Source organism: Mariniflexile sp. AS56 (genome assembly GCF_030552475.1).
Lineage (GTDB): Bacteria > Bacteroidota > Bacteroidia > Flavobacteriales > Flavobacteriaceae > Mariniflexile.
The window spans coordinates 444,906-466,938 of sequence record NZ_JAUPED010000001.1 but is presented as its reverse complement, the minus strand read 5'-3'; the positions used below and the strand labels follow the sequence as shown (position 1 = coordinate 466,938).

22 protein-coding genes are annotated in these 22,033 nt (G+C 35.2%); 11 read left to right on the top strand and 11 right to left on the bottom strand.

Going from position 1 to position 22,033, the window contains the following annotated elements; all coding sequences use genetic code 11:
• Nucleotides 1-4 precede the first annotated feature (4 nt).
• Nucleotides 5-1,153, bottom strand: a complete 1,149-nt coding sequence (locus Q5N74_RS02165; protein ID WP_304387049.1) for a HAMP domain-containing sensor histidine kinase — start codon at nt 1,151-1,153, stop codon at nt 5-7.
• Between the two features lie 209 nt (nt 1,154-1,362).
• On the opposite strand from Q5N74_RS02165, the gene Q5N74_RS02160 reads away from it, so the two are divergent.
• The 4 genes from Q5N74_RS02160 (at nt 1,363) to Q5N74_RS02145 (ending at nt 4,229) form a co-directional block, all read left to right on the top strand.
• The gene (locus tag Q5N74_RS02160; protein ID WP_304387048.1) at nt 1,363-2,232 is read left to right on the top strand and encodes a flavin reductase family protein; all 870 of its coding nucleotides are present in this window, start codon (nt 1,363-1,365) and stop codon (nt 2,230-2,232) included.
• A 52-nt stretch (nt 2,233-2,284) separates the two neighbouring features.
• A complete protein-coding gene (locus tag Q5N74_RS02155; protein ID WP_304387047.1) occupies nt 2,285-2,662 on the top strand; it encodes a DUF3127 domain-containing protein in 378 nt (125 codons plus the stop codon).
• A 106-nt stretch (nt 2,663-2,768) separates the two neighbouring features.
• Nucleotides 2,769-3,401, top strand: coding sequence for a leucyl/phenylalanyl-tRNA--protein transferase (gene aat, locus Q5N74_RS02150; RefSeq protein ID WP_304387046.1), 633 nt, complete (start codon nt 2,769-2,771; stop codon nt 3,399-3,401).
• Between the two features lie 66 nt (nt 3,402-3,467).
• Nucleotides 3,468-4,229, top strand: a complete 762-nt coding sequence (locus Q5N74_RS02145) for a DUF5995 family protein (protein WP_304387045.1) — start codon at nt 3,468-3,470, stop codon at nt 4,227-4,229.
• A 31-nt stretch (nt 4,230-4,260) separates the two neighbouring features.
• Here Q5N74_RS02145 and Q5N74_RS02140 read toward each other — a convergent pair whose 3' ends face one another.
• Nucleotides 4,261-5,193: an AraC family transcriptional regulator gene (locus tag Q5N74_RS02140; RefSeq protein ID WP_304387044.1), complete on the bottom strand. Its 933-nt coding sequence runs from the start codon at nt 5,191-5,193 to the stop codon at nt 4,261-4,263.
• A gap of 139 nt (nt 5,194-5,332) precedes the next feature.
• Between Q5N74_RS02140 and Q5N74_RS02135 the strand changes: the two genes are divergently transcribed.
• Both Q5N74_RS02135 and Q5N74_RS02130 read left to right on the top strand, forming a co-directional pair.
• The gene (locus tag Q5N74_RS02135) at nt 5,333-6,832 is read left to right on the top strand and encodes an aldehyde dehydrogenase family protein (RefSeq protein ID WP_304387043.1); all 1,500 of its coding nucleotides are present in this window, start codon (nt 5,333-5,335) and stop codon (nt 6,830-6,832) included.
• Between the two features lie 68 nt (nt 6,833-6,900).
• The gene (locus Q5N74_RS02130) at nt 6,901-7,257 is read left to right on the top strand and encodes a DUF779 domain-containing protein (protein WP_304387042.1); all 357 of its coding nucleotides are present in this window, start codon (nt 6,901-6,903) and stop codon (nt 7,255-7,257) included.
• Between the two features lie 24 nt (nt 7,258-7,281).
• On the opposite strand, the gene Q5N74_RS02125 is transcribed toward Q5N74_RS02130, so the two are convergent.
• A complete protein-coding gene (locus Q5N74_RS02125) occupies nt 7,282-7,848 on the bottom strand; it encodes a DNA-3-methyladenine glycosylase I (RefSeq protein WP_304387041.1) in 567 nt (188 codons plus the stop codon).
• Nucleotides 7,849-7,949: 101 nt separating this feature from the next.
• Between Q5N74_RS02125 and Q5N74_RS02120 the strand changes: the two genes are divergently transcribed.
• Nucleotides 7,950-8,567, top strand: a complete 618-nt coding sequence (locus Q5N74_RS02120; RefSeq protein WP_304387040.1) for a thioredoxin family protein — start codon at nt 7,950-7,952, stop codon at nt 8,565-8,567.
• On the opposite strand, the gene Q5N74_RS02115 is transcribed toward Q5N74_RS02120, so the two are convergent.
• Genes Q5N74_RS02115 through Q5N74_RS02095 form a run of 5 tightly spaced genes read right to left on the bottom strand, consistent with a single transcriptional unit; the run spans nt 8,551 to nt 12,502 of the window.
• A complete protein-coding gene (locus Q5N74_RS02115) occupies nt 8,551-9,273 on the bottom strand; it encodes a hypothetical protein (RefSeq protein ID WP_304387039.1) in 723 nt (240 codons plus the stop codon). The two genes, Q5N74_RS02120 and Q5N74_RS02115, sit on opposite strands and share 17 nt — an antisense overlap.
• A 55-nt stretch (nt 9,274-9,328) precedes the next feature.
• Nucleotides 9,329-9,877 (bottom strand): hypothetical protein, encoded by a 549-nt coding sequence (locus tag Q5N74_RS02110; RefSeq protein ID WP_304387038.1) that lies wholly within the window; start codon nt 9,875-9,877, stop codon nt 9,329-9,331.
• A 36-nt stretch (nt 9,878-9,913) separates the two neighbouring features.
• Entirely contained in the window at nt 9,914-10,609 is a 696-nt protein-coding gene (gene truB / locus Q5N74_RS02105; RefSeq protein ID WP_304387037.1) for a tRNA pseudouridine(55) synthase TruB, read from the bottom strand.
• The gene (locus Q5N74_RS02100; protein ID WP_304387036.1) at nt 10,609-11,421 is read right to left on the bottom strand and encodes an undecaprenyl-diphosphate phosphatase; all 813 of its coding nucleotides are present in this window, start codon (nt 11,419-11,421) and stop codon (nt 10,609-10,611) included. Before Q5N74_RS02100 ends, truB begins: the two co-directional genes overlap by 1 nt.
• A gap of 58 nt (nt 11,422-11,479) precedes the next feature.
• Nucleotides 11,480-12,502, bottom strand: a complete 1,023-nt coding sequence (locus Q5N74_RS02095) for a LacI family DNA-binding transcriptional regulator (protein WP_304387035.1) — start codon at nt 12,500-12,502, stop codon at nt 11,480-11,482.
• Between the two features lie 129 nt (nt 12,503-12,631).
• On the opposite strand from Q5N74_RS02095, the gene Q5N74_RS02090 reads away from it, so the two are divergent.
• From Q5N74_RS02090 to Q5N74_RS02075, 4 genes are all read left to right on the top strand, one after another.
• Nucleotides 12,632-15,226, top strand: coding sequence for a TonB-dependent receptor (locus tag Q5N74_RS02090; protein ID WP_304387034.1), 2,595 nt, complete (start codon nt 12,632-12,634; stop codon nt 15,224-15,226).
• A gap of 81 nt (nt 15,227-15,307) precedes the next feature.
• The gene (locus tag Q5N74_RS02085) at nt 15,308-16,615 is read left to right on the top strand and encodes a trehalase family glycosidase (RefSeq protein ID WP_304387033.1); all 1,308 of its coding nucleotides are present in this window, start codon (nt 15,308-15,310) and stop codon (nt 16,613-16,615) included.
• 20 nt (nt 16,616-16,635) lie between these two features.
• On the top strand, nt 16,636-18,282 hold the full coding sequence (locus Q5N74_RS02080; RefSeq protein WP_304387032.1) for a sodium/solute symporter: 1,647 nt from the start codon (nt 16,636-16,638) through the stop codon (nt 18,280-18,282).
• 20 nt (nt 18,283-18,302) lie between these two features.
• On the top strand, nt 18,303-19,430 hold the full coding sequence (locus Q5N74_RS02075) for a glycerate kinase (RefSeq protein WP_304387031.1): 1,128 nt from the start codon (nt 18,303-18,305) through the stop codon (nt 19,428-19,430).
• Here the strand turns inward: Q5N74_RS02075 and Q5N74_RS02070 are convergent, their stop codons facing one another.
• The 3 genes from Q5N74_RS02070 to Q5N74_RS02060 all read right to left on the bottom strand — a co-directional run bounded on the left by Q5N74_RS02070 (nt 19,431) and on the right by Q5N74_RS02060 (nt 21,981).
• Nucleotides 19,431-19,685 (bottom strand): DUF3098 domain-containing protein, encoded by a 255-nt coding sequence (locus Q5N74_RS02070; protein ID WP_304387030.1) that lies wholly within the window; start codon nt 19,683-19,685, stop codon nt 19,431-19,433. It lies immediately after the preceding gene.
• A gap of 368 nt (nt 19,686-20,053) precedes the next feature.
• Entirely contained in the window at nt 20,054-20,932 is an 879-nt protein-coding gene (locus Q5N74_RS02065) for an ABC transporter permease (RefSeq protein ID WP_304387029.1), read from the bottom strand.
• A gap of 101 nt (nt 20,933-21,033) precedes the next feature.
• Nucleotides 21,034-21,981, bottom strand: coding sequence for a DMT family transporter (locus tag Q5N74_RS02060; RefSeq protein ID WP_304387028.1), 948 nt, complete (start codon nt 21,979-21,981; stop codon nt 21,034-21,036).
• Nucleotides 21,982-22,033: the final 52 nt, after the last annotated feature.

Here is a 22,033-nt window from a genome sequence, read left to right as displayed (position 1 = left end):
GAGTTTAAGCACGTTTTAGTATTATTTGAAACGTGGTTCCTTTATCTTTTTCAGATTGTAACACTTTTATTTTTCCATCGTGAAAATCTTCAATAATACGTTTTGTAAGCGATAAACCTAGACCCCAACCACGTTTCTTGGTAGTGTATCCAGGTTCGAATATTTTATTAAAATCCTTTTTAGAAAGTCCCTTTCCGGTATCGGTTACAGTTACCATAATAGTGTTTTCTAATTGAGAAATTTCTACAGCAAGTTTTCCGCGGCCCCTCATAGCGTCAATCGCATTTTTCACCAAATTTTCTATACACCAACTATAAAGTTGTTTGTTTAAATTAACTTGAATGGGATCATCCGGAATTGTAAGATCAAATTCTATAAGGTTTGAAGACCTTGTTTTTAAATAATCATAAGAGTCAATGGTTTCTTTAACAATATCGGCAACTTCTAAAGTGGGCACAGAGCCTATTTTACTAAAACGTTCGGTAATGGTTTGAAGCCTGTCAATATCCTTCTCAATTTCAACTATATATTCTGGATTTGTGTTTTCAGATTTTAATATTTCAGTCCAACCAATTAATGAAGATAAAGGCGTGCCTATTTGATGTGCAGTTTCCTTAGCCATGCCAGACCATAATTTGTTTTGGGTGGCATTTTTATTGCTTCGGTAGAAAAAGAAAATAACGGCGCCAAAAAGAAAAACAATAAGCAATAAAGCCAGTGGGTAGTATTTTAATTTGTTTAATAATTCTGAATTTCCATAGTAAATGGTGCCTACCACGCTTTCACCTAATTTTACGGGAATGGGGTTGTTTTCTTCTTGAAACCTTACTATTAATTTTTTAAGGTATAACGAGTCGGAAATTTTAGCTTCATTAATATTGTTATAACTGCCTAAACTTCCATCTTGATTAATTACCAACATGGGTGTCGTTATATTGCTGTTAAGTATTTTTAGGGTTAAATCTAAATTCGCATTGGTATCAGAATTTATAAAATCGGTTTGTGCAAACGACCAATTTTCCATTTTGCTGCGTTCTTCTTCTTTAAAATGTTGAAAAAACTCAAAGGTTTTCCATAAAATAAGTGAAACAATAGCAAATGAAGCTATTATAATTACCCAGCGCAGTGTATTACTATATTTCGTAAAAATCATTCTTAATTTTATAACTGGTAATATAATGCAAATCTGTTAATATTATTGTTCAAGTTGTTAGTAAAATGGTTTTTTGTTATACTATAGATTGGTTACATTTGCCAACGCAGTTTAAAATTAGATATTTTTAACTGTGTAAAACTAACGGCATTATTTTGTTAAGTAATTATAGAATAAATTGTTAGCTTTGTTGAAATTAAAAAAGAGCGATGCTTTCAATAGACCCAAAAACCTTATCAACCAGTAAATTACACGGTTATTTGTTAAGTGCTGTAGCGCCTAGGCCTATTGCTTTTGCGAGTACTGTTGATGTTGATGGGAATGCTAATTTGTCGCCGTTTAGCTTTTTTAATGTGTTTAGTGCGAACCCACCAATATTGATTTTTTCACCATCACGTCGTGTAAGAGACAATACGGTTAAGCACACACTTAAAAACGTTATGGCTACAAAAGAAGTCGTTATAAATGTTGTGAGTTTTGAAATGGTTCATCAAACATCCTTATCAAGTACCGATTATCCTGAAGGGGTAAATGAATTTGAAAAGGCTGGTTTTACCATGTTAAAGTCCGATGTGGTTAAGCCGTTTCGCGTAGCAGAATCACCCATACAATTAGAATGTAAGGTGAATGATATTATTGAATTAGGAGCTGAAGGTGGTGCAGGGAATTTGGTGATTTGTGAAGTTGTAAAGTTTCATATAGACGAAGATGTACTGGATGCAGACGGTTCTATAAACCAGATAAAGTTAGATTTAGTAGCTCGTGCTGGTGGTAGTTACTACAGTCGTGCTAAGAAAGGCTTTTTTGAAATACCGAAACCATTAACAACTTTAGGTATTGGGGTTGATAGTTTCCCAGAAGCTATTAAAAATAGCATGGTGTTAACCGGGAACGATTTGGGCATGTTGGGTAATGTAGAACGTTTACCAACCATGAAAGATGTTCAAGCGTTTATTGAAGAAGTTGGTGCAAACCATCCAGATATAAAAACGGCAACACACAGAGAAAAACATAAACTGGCTCGTAATTATTTGAGTTTTGGTGATGTGGAAAGTGCTTGGAAAGTATTGTTGTCTTAAATTTTAGAGAGCAACGAGTAGTGAATAAATAATAAGAATAAAAATAGATTAAATGGAAGTTCAAGGAAGAATTAAAATGGTAGGAGAAACTCAAACTTTTGGAGGTAATGGGTTTAGAAAAAGAGAGGTTGTAGTAACCACAGAAGAACAATATCCACAACACATTATGGTGGAGTTTGTGCAAGATAAATGTGATTTACTTAACAGTTATAAAGCCGGACAACAAGTAAAAATAAGCATCAATCTACGTGGTAGAGAATGGGTGAACCCACAAGGTGAAACTAAATATTTTAACTCGATTCAAGGTTGGAGAATTGAAGCTTCACAAGAAGCTAGTGCAGATGGAAGTTTGCCTCCAGTTCCACCAATGGATGCTTTTGAGCCTGCAGGCGATTTAAAAGAAGATGATCACGACGATTTACCGTTTTAATTAAACTGGTTTGTCGTTCTCGCGCAGTCGGGAATCACATAATATTAATAACCTCCTTGTTTTTTAACCTGGAGGTTTTTTATTTTTATAGAATATTAAGCTACTTATGAAGGTGTTAACCCAAGACATAAAATTTCCAGATTTATCCCAAGCAACCGAAGACGGTTTGTTGGCCATTGGTGGCGACTTATCGGTAGCACGGTTGGTATATGCCTATCAACACGGGGTATTTCCATGGTTTAATGAAGGTGAGCCTATTTTGTGGTGGTCACCAAATCCACGTTTTGTATTGTTTCCAGAAAAGCTTAAAGTTTCAAAAAGCATGAAACAAGTGCTGAGGAATAAGGACTATGAAGTGACTATCAATAAAGATTTTAGAGCTGTAATTACAGAGTGTGCTGTTGCAAAACGTGATGGACAACCAGGAACGTGGATTACTAATGATATGATTGAAGCCTATGTGAAATTACACGATTTAGGGTATGCAACCTCTGTGGAGGTTTGGGATAATCATAGATTAATTGGTGGTTTTTACGGGGTTGATGTAGGGAGCGGTGTGTTTTGTGGTGAAAGTATGTTTGCTAATAAAAGTAATGCCAGTAAAATTGCCTTTATTACTTTTATTCAAAATACAGACTATAAACTTATAGATTGCCAAGTGTATACCAGCCATCTAGAAAGTTTGGGTGCAGAAGAAATACCTCGAAACACCTTTATTGGATATTTAGATGTATCTTAAAACAGTGTAATCAGTTTTTAGTTTAGGTGGTATTCAATACCAAGAGAATTACTTAATTTTTTAAATATGGAAGCAAAAACAATTGACGAAGTTATTGTGTTTTTGGAAGAAATAATCCAAACATCAAAAAAGGAAGAAAGTACTTTAGGGTATTTTGCGGCTCTATACCAAAAGGTAACCATTGCTGTTAAGGGTAAATTGAATCAAAATTATTTTGATGACGATGTGCGAATGGAGCAATTAGACATCATTTTTGCAAACCGATTCTTAGTAGCCTATTCAAATTATAAACAAGGCATTAAAAATACGAAATCTTGGAAAATTGCTTTCGATTTGGCGATGAATAAAGATCTAATTGTGCTACAACATTTAATGCTAGGGATGAACGCCCACATCAATCTAGATTTAGGTATTGCTGCGACTCAAGTGTCCAAAGCTTCAGAGATGCATCAATTGCAATCTGATTTTAATAAAATTAACGAGATTCTCGGCTCCTTGGTCGATGAGATTAAAACCGATTTATCATTAATATGGCGGCCTTTAGTCTGGATTTTAAAACGGGTAAAAAAGGTTGATAATTTTGTGATAAATTTCAGCATGGGAATTGCTAGAGATGGCGCTTGGAAATTTGCAAATGAATTGGTTTTAGCAAAAGAAAAAGGAAATGAAGCGCAAGTGGTTTTAGTGCGAGACGGCAAAATAGCGGTGCTGTCTGAACAAATACTGTGTAAAGGTACTATTGAGCAGATTCTGTTTAAGATTATAAGGTTTATGGAATCGGGAAGTGTTTCGAAAAAGATTGATTTTTTGAAGCAAAAAAGTGTTTAGATCCCACTAGAAATAGAATTCCGTTTCGGAGTTATTGTAAAGAATCTTGTTGATGAAAGGATTTAATGAATTGACTAGGTGTAATCATTTCATGTTTTTTAAATTGTCGGTTAAAATAACTCGTATTATTGAAACCCGCCTTAAATGCGACTTCAGATAATCTGAAATTTTTATTCTCCTTAATCATTTTCTTCGAAAACTTAATTTTTTCAGAATTTATATAATCTATCGGGGAGATTCCCAAGGTGTTTTTAAACTGTTTATGAAAGTGAGACGCACTCATATGTGCTTTTTCCGCTAATAATTCAACCGTAATATCCTTGTTTGTTAAATGGTCTTTTATGTATTTAATAACCGTTCCTATTCGGGTGTCGTTAAAAATTTGGTTTGAATTGGTTACTATTAACGATCGCGCATTGGTTTGTAATAATCGAACAATTAGTTCTTGAATCATTAAATCAAGTAGAACATCTTTCGATTTGTTGTTGTTTGTAAACGTATAAGTGAGGCGCTCAATTAAATGATTTACATCGGTGTTATTAATTAAGTGCGAGGTTGTTTCGTCAATACTCCAGGTATTGTTTTCGTTTTCTATAGCGACACGTTGGTTAAATTTGCCTACAACTTCATCAATTTTAAACTCATCTATACCCAATGCTAAACATTGTGTGGGTCTATCTTTTGTTGCGATAGGGAAATCAATAACCATTTCCTTATTGGTGGGCATCACTACCGATTCGCCAGGGTAAAAATCAAACGGAGCAAAACCATCCAAATGCATGATTTTCTTTCCGGTTAGCATGCTTGCAATAATGGGAAAATCGAATTTTAAACAGACTTTTTCAGCAAAGGCATGAGTTTCATAAATATTTAGTTCGGCATACTCAGAGTTGTAAGTCGTTCTGTTCTCTACAAGTGTAGTGAGTTTTCTCGTGCTTCTATGTTTGCTAAGTAATTTACTCATGTCTACTATTTCTAAAAAATCACATTAAATAAAATTTGATAGATATGTTCAAATATATAGTAAAAATGTACTATTTAAATAGAATATGATAAAATAACTTTATAAAAATTAAATATTTACTAATTAAACCCGAGAATGTATGAGTTATTCTAAGCCTGAATTTAAAGAGAAATATCACAATTTTATAAACGGAAAATTTGTGCCTCCTATTGGTGGCGAATATTTTGAAAATAGATCGCCAATTGATAATAGTTTAATTGCTAAATATCCGAGATCCCAAAAAGAAGATGTCGAATTGGCTTTAGATGCTGCCAATGCCGCAAAAGAAGCTTGGGGGAATACCTCGGCTACAGAACGGGCGACATTACTTAATAAAGTAGCAGACATTATTGAAGCTAATTTAGAAGAGTTTGCACTGGTAGAAACCTGTGATAATGGGAAGCCAATTAGAGAAACGCTTAACGCAGATATTCCTTTAGCAGTAGACCATTGGCGTTATTTTGCAGCTTGTATACGTTCCGAAGAAGGTGGCGCGACAGAGCTAGACCAGAATACGTTATCCATGAATATTAAAGAGCCTCTTGGTGTTGTTGGGCAAATTATACCTTGGAATTTCCCGTTGTTAATGCTTTCCTGGAAAATGCCACCTGCTTTAGTAACAGGTAATTGTGTGGTTTTAAAACCTGCCGAACAAACACCATCATCGGCCACCTTATTAATGGAAAAAATAGCAGATGTTTTTCCTCCTGGTGTTGTAAATATAATTCATGGTTTTGGACCAGAAGCGGGTAAACCTCTAGCTTCAAGTTCTCGTGTCGATAAAGTTGCCTTTACGGGGGAAACAACTACGGGACAATTAATTATGCAATACGCATCAAAAAACCTGAATCCAGTAACTATGGAGTTAGGTGGTAAATCGCCTAATGTGTTTTTTAACTCGGTTATGGATGAAGATGATGCCTATTTAGATAAAGCTATAGAAGGCGCCGTATTGTTCGCATTCAATCAAGGTGAAGTATGTACTTGTCCTTCTAGGTTACTAGTGCAGGAAGATATCTATGATGCCTTTATGGAGCGTGTTGTGGCCAGGACTAAGGCAATTATTCAAGATAATCCTTATGATGTGAATACCATGGTAGGTGCACAAGCGTCTAATGATCAATATGAAAAAATTCAATCTTATTTTAAAATAGGGAAAGAAGAAGGTGCTAAAGTATTAACAGGAGGTGCTGCTAATAAATTGAGTGGTGATTTAGCTAATGGGTTTTATATTCAACCAACCATTTTAGAAGGTCATAATAAAATGAGGGTTTTTCAGGAAGAAATTTTCGGACCTGTTTTATGCGTTACCAAATTTAAAGATGAAGCGGAAGCCATCGAAATCGCGAATGATACACTGTATGGTTTGGGAGCTGGTGTGTGGACTCGAGATGCGCATCAATTATATCAAATTCCAAGAGCTATAAAAGCAGGACGTGTTTGGGTGAATTGCTACCATGCTTACCCTGCACATGCGCCTTTTGGTGGTTATAAAAAATCTGGATTTGGTAGAGAAAACCATGTGATGATGTTAAACTATTACCGCCAAACTAAAAACATGTTAATTTCTTATGACAAAAATAAATTAGGATTCTTTTAATAGCAATTTAATACTAATGGAAGGCTGGATGGTTTAAAAGTCCAGCCTTTTTTTAAATAGAGAAGCAGATGAAACGAGTTGAAATTACAGAAGCAGCAGCCAAAATAGTAAGGCAATTGCAAGAGGCGCACGGCGAATTAATTTTTCATCAAAGCGGTGGGTGTTGCGATGGCTCTTCGCCCATGATTTTTCCTGAAGGTGAATTGTATTTAGATGAAAGCGATATTTTATTAGGCACTATTGGAGATGTGAACTTTTATATGAACAAAGACCAGTTTGAATATTGGAGACATACCCATTTAACCGTTGATATAACAGAAGGGAGAGGAGCAAGTTTTTCTTTGGAAATCCCTCTGGGGCTCCGGTTTATTATTCATTCCAGATTATTTACGGAAGCTGAGGGTAAGGCGTTTAATAAGTTGTGATGTGGTAGTGATCAAGAGCTTACATCAAACCTCCTCATACCTATAACACGCCATTTCATGGTCGTTAACCATACCTGTTGCTTGCATGAAAGCGTATATAACGGTACTACCAACAAATTTAAATCCGCGTTTTTTTAGGTCTTTGCTTAAAGCATCACTTATAGCGGTGGTTGGCGGTGCTTCTTTGTAAATTTTAACCTTATTTTTGATGGGTTTGCCATCAACAAAATTCCAGATGTAAGTGCTGAAACTGCCAAATTCTTCTTGTATTTTCATGAACAATTGGGCATTGGTAATAGCGGACTGTACTTTTAATTTATTTCGAACAATACCAGCGTCTTGAAGTAAGGCGTCTATTTTAGTTTGCTTATAAGTGGCTATTTTTTTGTAATTAAAATCATCAAAAGCCGCTCTGAAATTTTCACGTTTACGCAAAATGGTAATCCAGCTTAAACCTGCTTGAAATGTTTCTAAAATTAAAAATTCAAAAAGGGTGGCATCGTCATAAACAGGAACACCCCATTCCTGGTCGTGATATGCTTCATATAAGGTATCGCCAACACACCAACCGCATTTGTGCTTTTCAGACATTATGTTTTATTTGTAAGGTTTAAAGTAAAAGTATGACAATTATCATCTAATATAAAACAAGTAGGTACTAATTTTGTGTCTATTCAATTAAAGGTAACAGCATGAATTCAATAATAGGAAACAGTTTAAAAAACGGAATTACTTATACAGCATACAGAGACTTGGTTAAGCAATTGGCTGATCAAGACTCTACAACAGGGAACGAGAAAACGGAGGCTTTAGCGGGATATACCAAACTTAATAATAAGCGAATGAACCGTTGGGATAAAACCGTAAAAGTATCGGAGTCCTCCCAAGCACTATTAGCTGAATTTGAAACGAAAGTGACCTGGTTGGTTATTACCGAAAGCTGGTGTGGCGATGCAGCACATGTAATGCCTGTATTGAATAAAGTAGCGGAATTAAACAATCATATTACCATGAAAATTGTACTTCGTGATGAAAACCCAGAACTCATGGATGCTTTTTTAACCAACGGAAGTCGCTCGATACCTAAAATTATTATGATTGATGATAGCACAAAACGTGTTCTGAATAGTTATGGACCAAGACCGAGTGAGGCTACAAATCTTGTAAATAATTATAAAGCAGAGCATGGTGCTTTAACTCCTGAATTTAAAGAGGAATTACAGCATTGGTATAACAGTAATAAAGGCCAGAATATTATTGAGGATGTTACCCAGGTGCTTTGTGAATTACAGCCTAGTGTTTGCCAATAAAGGTAAAGGTTATTGAGCCTATTTGTGTCTTTTTAGAAGGATCGGCACTAAAGTGGGAACTTTTAGCATACTCTAAGGCGTGTTCAATTAAACAGGCGTTTTTAGAATTTGAAGCGTTGTTTACATAGGTGTCTATCACACTGCCATTAGCATTCACGGTAATGTTTATAACTATTTTGCCGTCTTCCTCGCATAAATAAACGGGTATAGGAATGTATACTTTTTTTCTGTTAACCAATGAAAAGCTAATGGTGCTTTTGGTGTTAACACCCGTGTTTTGTTGCTGTTTTAGTAAATCGTTTACTTTGCTGTAGGATGATAGTTCTTCTTTGTTTACAGCCGGTTTTATAGGCTTGTTTGCGCCAAAGCTATTCGATTCATCAGCTTCCCCATCGTTTTCCTCGCTAGAAGATGGTACATAATCTTCGGGCGGAGCAATTTGCTTGTAGGCCTGTGCAAAATGTTTGGTTTTATCGGTTTCGTTAAAAGCGCTATTGGTTTCAGCCTTACTGCTGTTTTGTTTCTCTAAGGCCTCGATGATTTTCTGTTCTTCTTCGGTGGGTGCTTTTTCAGGTTCTATTTCGTAGTAGCTTTCAGTAACTGCCTCCTCGATGTTTTTTAAGTTGATATTAAAAACGGTTAATAGCACCGTTCCTGAGATAAGAACAGTAATTAATAAGGCTTTATGTTGATCTGTTAGGCGCAAATAGATTGTTTTATGTGAAATACATAACTATATACGACAAAATAACACAAAAAGTTTAAAGTAACATGAATTCCAAGAAAATAGATACACTCGATAAGCCTTCTAAGGTTCTATAGCCAAAACGTTTTCGAGTAAAATCTAAACCGAAATGTAGGGAGTTGCTGTTCATAAACACCTCTTGAATTCCTACGCCTAGTTTATACATGTTTCCTTTTTCAAACGATTTTCCCATGCCTAGAAGTGTGCCGTAACCACCACGTACAAATACATTGGTATCATCTACTATGATATTATGTTGAAGGTGTAAATAGGTGGGGAAGAAATGAAGACCTTCTTGTGAGTGGTAGTTGTATTCAAAATTAAGCCCAATCATGGTGCGTTGGTCAAATTGATAACCAATAGTATTGTTAACAAACAAGGCGCTGGGGTTAATAAGTGGCCCAGAATCATCATCTTGGTCTAAAGTATATGCTTTGTTTATAGATAGCGTAGTCGCTAAAGACACTTTATAGTAAATACCGTGTGTTTTTTCGTTTTCAATTTGTGAAAATGAAACAAGAGACATGGAAAATACGATACCAAACAGGAGGTAAATACGCTTCATAAACATTCGTTTTTATGAAGAAACAAACATCAACAATTATTCCGAAGCAATGTTTTTAATAAAAGTTTCTACAGTAACACCATGATCTACATGAAAATCGCCAATTTTGGTGCGTCTTAAAGCTGATAAGTGTCCACCAGATTGTAAGGCTTTACCAAAATCATTAGCCAACGAACGTATGTAAGTACCTTTGCTGCAAACTACTCTAAAGTCAATATTAGAACCATCAATATGGGTGATTTCAAATTCTGAAATATGTACGGTTCTTGGTTTAATTTCTACCTCTTCACCAGCGCGCGCAAATTCATATAAACGCTTTCCATCTTTTTTTATAGCTGAAAAAACAGGTGGATATTGCTGAATTTCGCCCGTAAATTGTGCCGTAGTTTCTTTAATTAAAGCCTCGGTAATATGGCTGGTTGGAAAGGTTTCATTTATTTCGGTTTCTAAATCGAATGAAGGGGTAGTGCCTCCTAAAACAATAGTACCTATGTATTCTTTTATTTGTGCTTGAAATGAATCGATTTCTTTGGTCATTTTACCGGTACAAATAACTAACAAGCCTGTAGCCAACGGATCTAAAGTGCCTGCATGACCTACTTTTATTTTTTTTATTTTAAAAGCCTGTCTAATTTCCCAGCGTAATTTGTTAACCACTTGAAACGACGTCCAGTGTAGCGGTTTGTCAATTAATAGTACTTGGCCAGATAGATAATCTTCAACGTTTAGCATTAAACAATGGTTAATTTATAGATGAAAAAATGAATGAATAATAATGCGATACCAAGTATAATACGGTAATAACCAAAAACTTTAAAACCTTTTTTACTTAAATAATCTATAAACGATTTTATGGCAATTAAAGCCACAATAAAGGCTAACACATTTCCAATAATAAGGTAGTTTATTTGTTCGCTACTCAGGGTGAAGCCTGCTTTATAATAATCATATAGTTTTTTAGCGGTGGCACCAAACATGGTTGGAACGGCTAAGAAGAATGAAAATTCCGCGGCTGTTTTTCTGTTTAGTTTTTGTGTCATTCCACCCACAATACTAGCGCCACTGCGCGAAGTTCCAGGAATCATGGCAAGGCATTGAAAAAAACCAATTTTTAACGCCGTGGCGTAACTTATTTTTGTGTGAGCGTCTGGGTTTGCGTCGTCGTGAACTTCGTTGGCTTTAAACCAATCGTCCACTTTTAACAATAGAATACCTCCTAGAATTAAGGTGATGGCAACAACTATGGGGCTTTCTAATAAGCTATCTATCACATCATTTAGAAGCAATCCTAAAACAACGGCTGGAATAAAAGCGACTAAGAGTTTGAAATAAAAGTCTAAACTTTGAAAAAAGCGTTTCCAATATAAAACCACTACAGATAGAATAGCGCCTAATTGAATCACAATGGTGAAAAGTTTTGTAAAATCGTCTCCTGCTATTTTCATAAAGGACGATGCAATAATCATATGCCCTGTAGATGAAATAGGTAAGTATTCTGTAATGCCCTCTATGATGGCTAAAATGACAGCTTCAATATAATTCATGGGGGCAAATGTATTAAAATATAAGCTATTATAAATTAAATTTTTGTCATGAATCAGGTTAAATTTTAAAGCTAGAAGCTCTAATGATGAGGTTTGTTTTTATTTCAATGGTTTTGTTTATTAAAACAGTATTTGGGGCATTTATTTCATCGACTAGAAAACTTACGGCTGTTTGCCCTATTCTATAACCAGGTTGGTCTATGGTGGTGAGCTGAGGTTCTATAATTGTAGAGTTTACATTGTTGCTAAAACCAACTACAGCAATGTCTTCAGGTATGCTTATGTTAAATTTATTAAGCGTTTTTATAGCTCCAATAGCTGCCGTATCAGTAATAGCGAAAATGGCATCGGGTTTTTCTTTTAAGCTTAGAAGTATGTTTGTGAGTCGTTTACCTTGTTCCATATTAATGTCATCACAACTTAATATAATTTTTTCATCTACCGGAATGTTGTGCTCTTTTAAGGCTCTTAAATAACCTTTATAACGTTTTTCAGAATTATATGAGAATTCAGACTCCTTTATAATGGCGATTCTTTTTTTACCAACATTAATAAGGTGTTCAACCGCATTGTAGGCAGCTTCTTCATCATTAATTACCACTTGGGTACAAGGTATTTTACTTGATACTTTATCGAATAAAATAAGCGGAATGGTATCTAATATTTTAAGAACATGATCTATATCGCGGGTCATTTTAGATAGGGATAACAAAATACCATCTACACCAAATTGAATCATGGTATTTAGCATTTCGGTTTGTTTAGCAATATCATTATTAGATTCTGAAATAATAACCTTGTAGCCCTTGGAGGCCGCTTCCTCGAGAATACCCCGAACAATAATAGTGGTATAATGATGGGTGACATTTGAAACCACCACACCTATAATGTTTGTTTTATGCGCACGAAAGCCTTTAGCGAAGATATTTGGAACATAGTTTAAGTCAGCCGCAAGTTTCTTAACGCGTTCTTTGGTTGCGTCGCTTATATCATGATGATCGTTTAAAGCTCTTGAAATGGTTGAGGTTGAAAGCTTTAGTTCTTTGGCTAGTTTTTTTAGAGTTGTGACCTCTTTTTTCATTTCTAATTATATTTAATTTAAATTGCAATCGTTCCCGCAAACGTTTGCATACAAATATGGTGTTTTTCCGGGTGTTTTAATGAAGGGTTCTTAGTTATTTAGCAATAAAATTAACTAATTCTAAATATAATGAAAAAAATCATTTTTACTCTAGTGTGTTTGTTTAGTGTTTCTGCAATGCTTGCGCAAACCGAAATTACGGGTACTGTAAAAGACAATTCTGGGGTGCCAGTTCCAGGGGCTAATATTTTAATTATGGGCAGTACATCTGGTGCCACGACAGATTTTGATGGAAATTTCAGTTTTTCTTCTAATTTAAATGGTGCTCAAAAAATTCAAGTATCTTATTTGGGGTACAGTACCTTCCAAAAAGCAATAACACTTACTGGTACAAAAATTACCATGCAAATTGTGTTGCAAGAAGGTGGGAATACTTTAGATGAAGTGGTACTAACTGCAACTTCTTCGACGCGTTCTCAAAAAGAGACGCCACTTTCCATCACTTCGTTTGGTGCTAAGGAATTATCAAAAACAAATACAAGTAGTCAAGCCGATATTTTGGTAAGCGTACCTGGTATTACTGCCGAAGGTGGTGGTGGTGAGGTGGCTTCCAATATTTTTGTAAGAGGTTTGCCTTCTGGCGGACAGTACCAATTCAACCCGTTACAAATTGATGGGATGCCTGTTTTAAGTACGTTTGGTTTAAACTCATCTGCACATGATGTTTATTTTAGAAACGATTTAGGTATTAAAAGTTTAGAGTTTGTACGTGGTGGTTCTTCTATATTATATGGTGTAGGTTCTGTAGCAGGTATTATTAACTATACAAGTGTAACAGGAACTTCAAACCCAAAAAATATTATTAGAACAGAAGTGGGTTCTAATTCAAGATATAAAGGGGAGTTTTTAACAAGTGGTCCATTAGGTGGCGAAAATTCGAATACCTTTTATGCTTTATCTGGATTTTATAGATACGATGATGGCCCAATAAAAACAGGGTTACCAACCGAAGGTTTTCAGTTAAGAGGTAATATTAAACAAGTAACCAAAAATGGTTCTATCACGATGTCGGGTCAATTTATCGATGATAATGTGCAATTCTTTCTACCTTACCCATTACAAGGTGGTTCTAGAGAACGTCCAAACGGCAATGATGGTGAAACAATATATACCTTGCAAACAGCTGCTGCTGCCGATATATCTTATAAAACACCGAATGGTATTTACACGTCTCCTATTGAAGATGGTGTAGCAACTAAAGGTGGGTATTTTTTAACCAACTTTAAGCATGATTTCTCTGAAGATTTAAAATTAGATGCAAAATTGAGATACTCAAAATACAAGCATCAATTTAACTTGTTTTTAGATGGTAGTGGTGTTTCTGGAGCGAAGGCCGTAGAAACTCAAGCGGAATATTTAGCTGCTAGAGGTTTAACGTCAGGGACTTTTACATCTCTTAACGGGCAACCATTAGCTTCAGATGCTTTATTATTTGAGAATAGAATTTTAGACAGAAGCAGACCGTTACAAGAGTTGGTAGCCGATATTAAAATGACTAAAATTTCAGATATTCACACCTTCACATTCGGTACATACATGTCTAGATCTGAGGCTGGCGATTTTAATGTAATTACAAACTATTTAGGGGAGTATAACAATAATCCAGATTTAGTAGAGCTTTCAGGTTATTCTATCAATGGGGTTACAAACCGAGGAACGGGTTACACTAATAAAAATATTAGTAGTAATAAAGTGGCTTTCTTTTTTACAGATGAAATTAAACTAGACCGTTGGAATTTAGATTTCGGTGTGCGTTATGAAAGAGCTTCTGGAGATATAGAAAGCGAAGGGTCTGAGTCTTATTTAGTAGATGATACCGGTATTGCTAATTTAGATAATGTAAGATGGGGTAATGGTACATGGACTAGAGGTCACGTATCTGCCAACGATTTTGCAGTCGCACTTGCAGCACTTTATAAAGTAAATGATGATTTAAGTGCTTACGGAAACTTTTCTAGAGGTTACTTTTTTCCAGAACTTAGAAGTGTGAAGTTTGATGGTTTAGGAAACCCTAACGAATACAATAGTGAAAAAATAGTTCAAGGTGAATTAGGTGTTAAATACGGTCAAGGTAATTTCTCTGGTACGGCAGCGCTTTACGGTGTTACCCTGAACGATCGTAGAAATGTAACATTTGTGAATGCGCCCGGTGGTGGCTTTGTGGAAGAAGTAGATATTCAAAACACAAAAACGTTTGGTATTGAAACCACTTGGAAATGGAAATTTGCTGAAAACTATGCGTTTTCAGGATCTCTATCTGTTCAAGATCATGAAATCACGAAGTCGGATAGTAATCCGGATTTTGAAGGGAACAACCTAGGAAGACAGCCTAAAGTGTTAGGAACTTTTGGATTGGATTATGATAACGCCGCTTTCGACGGAAACTTTGTTTATAACTACACAGGAAAGAAATTCACAAACGATTCTAATAGTATCGAGTTAGATGCTATCGGTATTGCCAACTTAAACTTAGGGTATACATTCCCAGTGGGTGAAGATGGCGAATCGTTACGCTTAGGGGCTCAAGTATATAATTTATTTAATTCGGCTGGTGTAACTGAAGGGTCTCCTAGACTTAACAATAACCAAACCGAAGAAGAGTATTTTGTTGGGCGACCAATATTGCCAACACGCGTATTCTTAAACGCTACATTTAATTTTTAAGTTTATTTGATTGTTTAGTTTGTTAACGCATCGCTCACTTTTGAGAGTGTGAGTGATGCGTTATATTTAAAAATATATAAGATGAAAGATTTACAAAATAAAGCGATAGAAGTACTAAATAATAACTGGAAAGATGGTTTTAGTGTGCCTTGTGCCAATTTATATCCGTTCCAATGGTTCTGGGATTCTGGCTTTATAGCCATTGGTTTTGCGCATTTTGATATGCCAAAAGCTGAAAAAGAAATAGAAACCTTATTAGATTCCCAATGGGATAATGGGTTTTTACCTCACATTATATTTCATACAGATACCGATACGTATTTTCCAGGACCCGATTTTCATCGTTCAGATTTAAGTGCACAGGCTTCAAAAAAATACAAATCAACAGGGATGACGCAACCCCCTGTTACCGGTTTTGTGCTGCAAGATATGTATCGAATAAGCACCGATAAAAAAGCGACTTTAAAATTTATAGAAAGCGTTATCGATAAGGTTTATTTTAACCACGAATACTTCTATACTAATAGAGATCCAAAAAACGAAGGCTTGGTGTATATATACCATAACTGGGAATCTGGTACCGATAATTCACCTATTTGGGATGATATTTGGGAGACAATGAATCCGCCAGAATATACATTCGAACGTCGTGATACAACACATGTTGATGCGTCTCAACGTCCTTCAAAAAGGGAGTACGATCATTATTTATATATTATCGATATTGCCAAAGAACATAATTATAAGGATGAAAAAATAGCCGAATTATCACCGTTCTTGGTGCAAGATCCGCTTTTTAATTCCATGCTTATTAAATCGAATCAAAGTTTAATAGATTTATACCAACTTATTGGAGGTCATGACGCTAAAGTTAGTCAACTTCAAAAGTGGCAAGATAAAGCGGTTAAAAGTTTTAATGATAAATTATTTGATAGTGAATTAGGTGTTTATGTTCATTATGATTTAAGAAATGAGAAGCCGTTAAGGTTTATTTCATCTTCATCGTTTTCACCTTTATTTGCAAACATTCCTAGTAAAGAACAAGCCGCATCGTTGGTGAACGTTATGATGGAGAAATTTGGGAATGACAATCAATATTTATGTGCGTCTTTCGACCCTACAAGCGATCGCTTCAATCCTAAAAAATATTGGCGTGGTCCTGTTTGGGTAAACCTTAATTGGGCACTTTATTACGGATTGAAAAATTATGGTTATATGGATATTGCGAAACGTGTAAAGGCAGATACTGTTGAAATTATTGAGAAAGCTGGATTTTATGAGTATTTTGATTCCCGTAAAGAAGTCTATAAAGATGGCAATGCAGGTTACGGCGGAAATGATTTTTCATGGAGTGCAGCATTATTAATAGATATGTTGCAAGACAACTAACAAACTAAAACTCATAAATTATGAATTGGCTAGACTATAGTATTGTTATACTTTATATTGCTTTCTTTTTAGGAATGGGGTTCTTCTTTAAGGACAATAAAGACTCTAAAGATTATTTTCTAGGTGGTAAAAGCTTAGGGTGGTTTCCATTAAGTCTTTCAACTATGGCTACCCAATTATCGGCTATAAGTTTTATTTCGGCACCCGCTTTTGTGGGGCTAAAATTAGGTGGTGGTATGAAGTGGCTTACCTTCGAGTTTGCTGTGCCTCTTGCCATGATTTTTATTATGATAGTAATCATTCCGCCTTTGTTTAAATCGGGGGTGGTTAGTATTTATGAGTTTGTTGAAAAACGTTTTAGTGTATCAACACGATTAATTTTAAGCGTGGTGTTTCAAATAAGTAGGGCTCTAGCAACTGGGGTAATGGTATATACCATTGCCATTATTTTGCAAGCTGTTTTAGATGTCGATTTTGTATATACCATATTAATTATCTGTATTATTACCATTGTTTATTCATGGCAAGGTGGTATGAAAGCTGTTGTGTGGGGAGATGCCATACAAATGATTGTGCTTTTCTTTGGCTTAATTATTTGCTTGTATTACGGGTGGACACTTTTACAAGAACACGGTGGTTTGGCCCAAGGTTTTGACCCAGAACGTTTAAAAGTGATCGATTATAATTTAGGAATTGGTGAAGGTAACGAGTATGGTGTTTGGCCTATGTTAATGGGTGGTTTGTTTTTGTATGCCTCCTATTATGGTTGCGACCAAACACAAGCACAACGTTTGTTATCAGCTAAAAACGAAAAAACCATCCGACAATTATTATTAGCAAATGGATTACTTCGTTTTCCAGTGGTTTTAATTTATTGCCTTATGGGGCTTGTAATAGGTGGTTTGGTTACCATGGCGCCAGATTTTTTACAAGAAATAGCAGATACAACGCAAAAGTATTTCCCCGAAGAGTTTGCGAAAACAGGAATAAAGGTCGATTTAATGTTGCCCGTTTTTATTATTAAATATTTACCTCACGGTTTAATAGGTATTTTAATGGTTGGTATTTTATCGGCAGCTATGTCTTCATTAAGTTCTACGGTTAATTCGTTATCGGCTGTAACCGTTGAAGATTTTTTCAACCGCGGAAAAGTAAAACTATCAAACAAGAAATACATGGTTATTTCAAAAGCTTCAGTCGTATTTTGGGGCGTTGTTTGTATTGCCAGTGCGTTTCTTTTTGGAGGCAGCAAAAGTGCTGTAATCGAAATTATAAACGCTATTAGCTCGGTGTTTTACGGTCCGGTTTTAGTTACTTTTATATTAGCGTTTTTCTCTAAAAAAGTGAATCATATTGGTATGAATGCTGGTATTATTGTGGCTGTGGTGGTTAATTTAGTGCTATCTAAAACCATGCAGCAAATATTTAATATAGATTTAGGGATTCACATTTTCTGGATTTGGTTAAACTTTACGGGTGTTATTATTTCTTTAGTGGTCGCTTATGTGGTAAGTGCATTTACGAAACAGGTAGAGATTAAAAGGATTTCCAATTTCAATGTGGCTATCAAAAAAGAAGATTTCATGATAAAAGAGGTGTACATTCTAGTCGCATTCTTCATTGTTATTTTAGTGTTTAGCTACTTTATACCTGTTATTTTTGGATAATTTATATAATACCGTTTCATATGAAATTGATACTAGCTCCAGATAAATTTAAAGGTTCGTTAACTGGTTTGCAATTTTGTGCAGCTGTAGAAGAAGGTGTGAAAAGCATCATGCCAGCTACGGAATTCACGACATTACCACTAGCAGATGGTGGCGATGGTACCATCGAAATTTTGGAATACCATTTAAACGGAACACGTGTTAGTGTTAAAGTAAACGATCCGTTATTCAGACAAATTGAAGCGTCCTATTTGTACATGGAAACGATACAAACGGCATTTATTGAAATGGCTGAAGCTTCGGGTATGTACCTCCTGAAAAAAGAAGAACGAAATTGTTTTAACACCACCACATTGGGAACAGGTGAACTTATTCTAGATGCTATTAATAAAGGAGCCAAAACCATTATTTTGGGTATTGGTGGTAGCGCGACCAACGATTGTGGAATGGGAATGGCAACCGCTTTAGGTTATAAATTTGAAGATGACCAAGGCAAGGAACTAGAGCCTATCGGAAAAAATTTATCAAAGATTAGAGTTATTAATAGCAGTTACGTCCATGATGCTTTAAAGTCTATTGAGTTTAAAGTGGCCTGCGACGTAACTAATCCTTTGTATGGAGACAATGGGGCTGCTTATGTTTATGGACCTCAAAAAGGCGCTTCAGAAGCCGAAATTGAAGCACTCGATAGTGGGCTGAAAAATATAGCAGCTGTTTTTAAAAAGCAGTTTAATAGCGATGTTCAAAACATACAAGGCGCGGGTGCTGCAGGCGGTATGGGAGCGGGGACATCGGTTTTTTTAAATGCGGAACTAAAATCGGGTATCGATTTAGTTAAAGAGTTAGTGGGTTTTGATGCTAAAATAGAAGGCGCCGATTTTATTATTACGGGTGAAGGCCAATTGGACTCACAAACACTTTCAGGAAAAACAATTAACGGCGTTATTACATCTGCAAAAAAGCAAAACATTTCGGCAGTCGCTTTTTGCGGAAGTGTATCACTTTCTGAAGTTGAAGCTAATAATTTTGGTATTTCTTATACCGATGCCGTAATCAACAAAGCTAAAAATTTAGAAGATGCGATGCAAAATAGCTATGCATATCTTGTAGATATGGCGGCTAAGTTTGCTCAAAGTATTAAAAAGTAATTACTTCTTATCAGGGTTTAGCAGGATGGCATAAATTTGAATACCAAAGCCAACAAGTACTAACATAGGGGCCAAACGAATTCTACGAAAACTAAAAATCTCTGGGTTAAAAACATTAGGATCGTCACTACCACCACCAGACATTAAAATAAAACCTAAGGCGATGCAAGCTAAACCTATAAACATAAATTTATAGTTTTTCTTTCCAAAGATAAAAACTGGTTTTGTAGCTTCTTTTTGTTTTTGTTCTCCCATGATTGTTAAAAAGTATTGGTGCAAATTAACGGATTTATTTGAATATGAATTGTTAAGATTCTAATAATTTTGTTTTTCAATAGCAATTAACCTCCGTGTTTCTTGAGTTTATCAGGATTTTGCCTCGTATCGAAAATAGTGATAATCTCTATTTCTTTTAATTCGGTTGAAACGCGATAGTGAAAAGTAGTTTATTTAGTAACAAGACATTTGTAAAGCCCTTTTGATACAGATGATTTTGGGTAACTGCCTGATTGCTTTTACTAATTCGATTTTTGCAGATTGAATATCCATAACCTTTTATTCTTTAAACAAAAGATACAAAAAATGAGTTTTTTTTTAAAAGCAAGCTAACATGACGTTAACCCCTAATAATACAAAGCATCCGTTTTTAAATTTAAGAAGCGTTGTGTGGCAATATGAGTGCTTATCCAAGTAATAATAATACCTAAAGCAAATACAATAGCGAAAAGTAGAATTACCAAAATAGGGGTGTTAAGCAGGCCTAATTCCGGGAAGGTTCTATTGATGTAATAAAGCACAATTGCCATGCCAATTAAAGCGATTACGGCACCAACAATACCTAAACGAATGCTTCTCCAAACAAACGGGCGACGGATAAATGACTTCGTAGCTCCTACCATTTGCATGGTTTTAATTGTAAAACGTTTGGAGTAAACGGCTAGTCGTATCGAGCTGTTTATAAGTAAAACAGCAATAAGCGTAAAGATACCACTGATAACCAATACCCAAAAAGTTATTTTTTTAACGTTTTCGTTCATGAGGTTTACCAAATCGTTATCGTAGGTTACTTCGTCAACAAAGTTTTTTGAAGTTGCTTCTTCTGATATTTTTTCAAGATGTTCTGAGGTCACAAAATCGGCCTTTAAGTGCACGTCAATGGAGTTCTGCAAAGGGTTGTAGCCTACAAAATCCATAAAATCTTCACCGTTTTCAGCTTTTAAAAATTCAGCAGCTTCTTCTTTTGAAACGTATTCAATAGTTTTTACATAATCGGCCATCGCTAAACTCTTTTCAAGTTGTTTAATTTCAACTTCTTTAGCAGTATCTTTTAGGTAAATGGTAACCACTACTTGTTCTTTAAAATGGTCGGATACTTTTTTAGCATTCAAAACCAACATGCCTAATAAACCTAGTAAAAATAACACCAGTGCAATACTTAATACTACAGAAAAGTATGAAGAAATTAGTCGGCGTTTTTGGTCTTTTTCAAAAGATGAACTCATAAAGTATCGGATTAACGGTGTAAAAATAGTAAAGAATTCTATTGTACTTAGTATTACAACGTTTAAAGTTTCAACATTGTTTTATTTAAATTTATTATAGATCATTTTTTTTCTGGTATACTAATAATATATACACCAGCTGCTACAAGTAAACAACTTAATATTTTAACCAAATTAATATCTTGAGCATATTCACTTTGCATAAAAACAAAGGCGAGTATACTTACTAATAAAAAGCTTACTACGGGTTGTAAATAAATATAACTACTGGTTACAGAGGGCGCTAAGTGGTTAAGTGCATAAATATTAAATAGGTAAGCGAAAAAGGTGGTAAATAAAACCACATAGCCAATAGTTAAATAAGTGCTGGTGGTAAAGGCTTCAAAATCGGTATTTAAAAAGTCTGAAATACCAAAAGGAAACACATAAATAAAGCCAAATAGAAAAATCCAACTAATCACGGTTATGGCTTGGTATTTCTTCATTAACGTTTTTGCCAAAACAAGATACAAACCAAAACTACAGGCGTTCAATAAAACAAATAAGTTTCCTAAAAACGAACTGGTACCAACGGCTTTACTACCATAAAGTATTAAAAAGATAGCGCCAATACCACCCAGAGTAATCCCTAATACGCGATTTCTTGTAATACGTTCTTTTAAAATAAAGAAGCTAAAAATTAAAACTAAAACCGGTGTGGCTGTTTGAATGATGGACGCATCTATGGGTGATGTTAAGTTGATACCATGAAAAAACAGTAGTTGGTTGGCGGCAGCGCCAAAAAAACCACAAAGAGCTAGAACTAAAAAGTCTTTTTTTTCAACTTTCTCTTTAACAAATAAAAATTTCAGAGTCCAAAAAAGGAGTACGCAACAGGTAAGTCTTATAAAAACAAAAGCAGTCGGGCCAATTTTATTTGGCATAATGCCTTTTGCAATAATATAGTTGGCGCCGTATATTATATTGGCGCCTAATAATGCCAAATGGGCTTTGGTAGTATCTTTTATCAAACCAAAATAATGTTTAAGCGGCGAAATTACAAATTGCATTTCTAACAAAACCTTAAATAGCTGTTATATTTAGTGATATATAAAGCTAAAG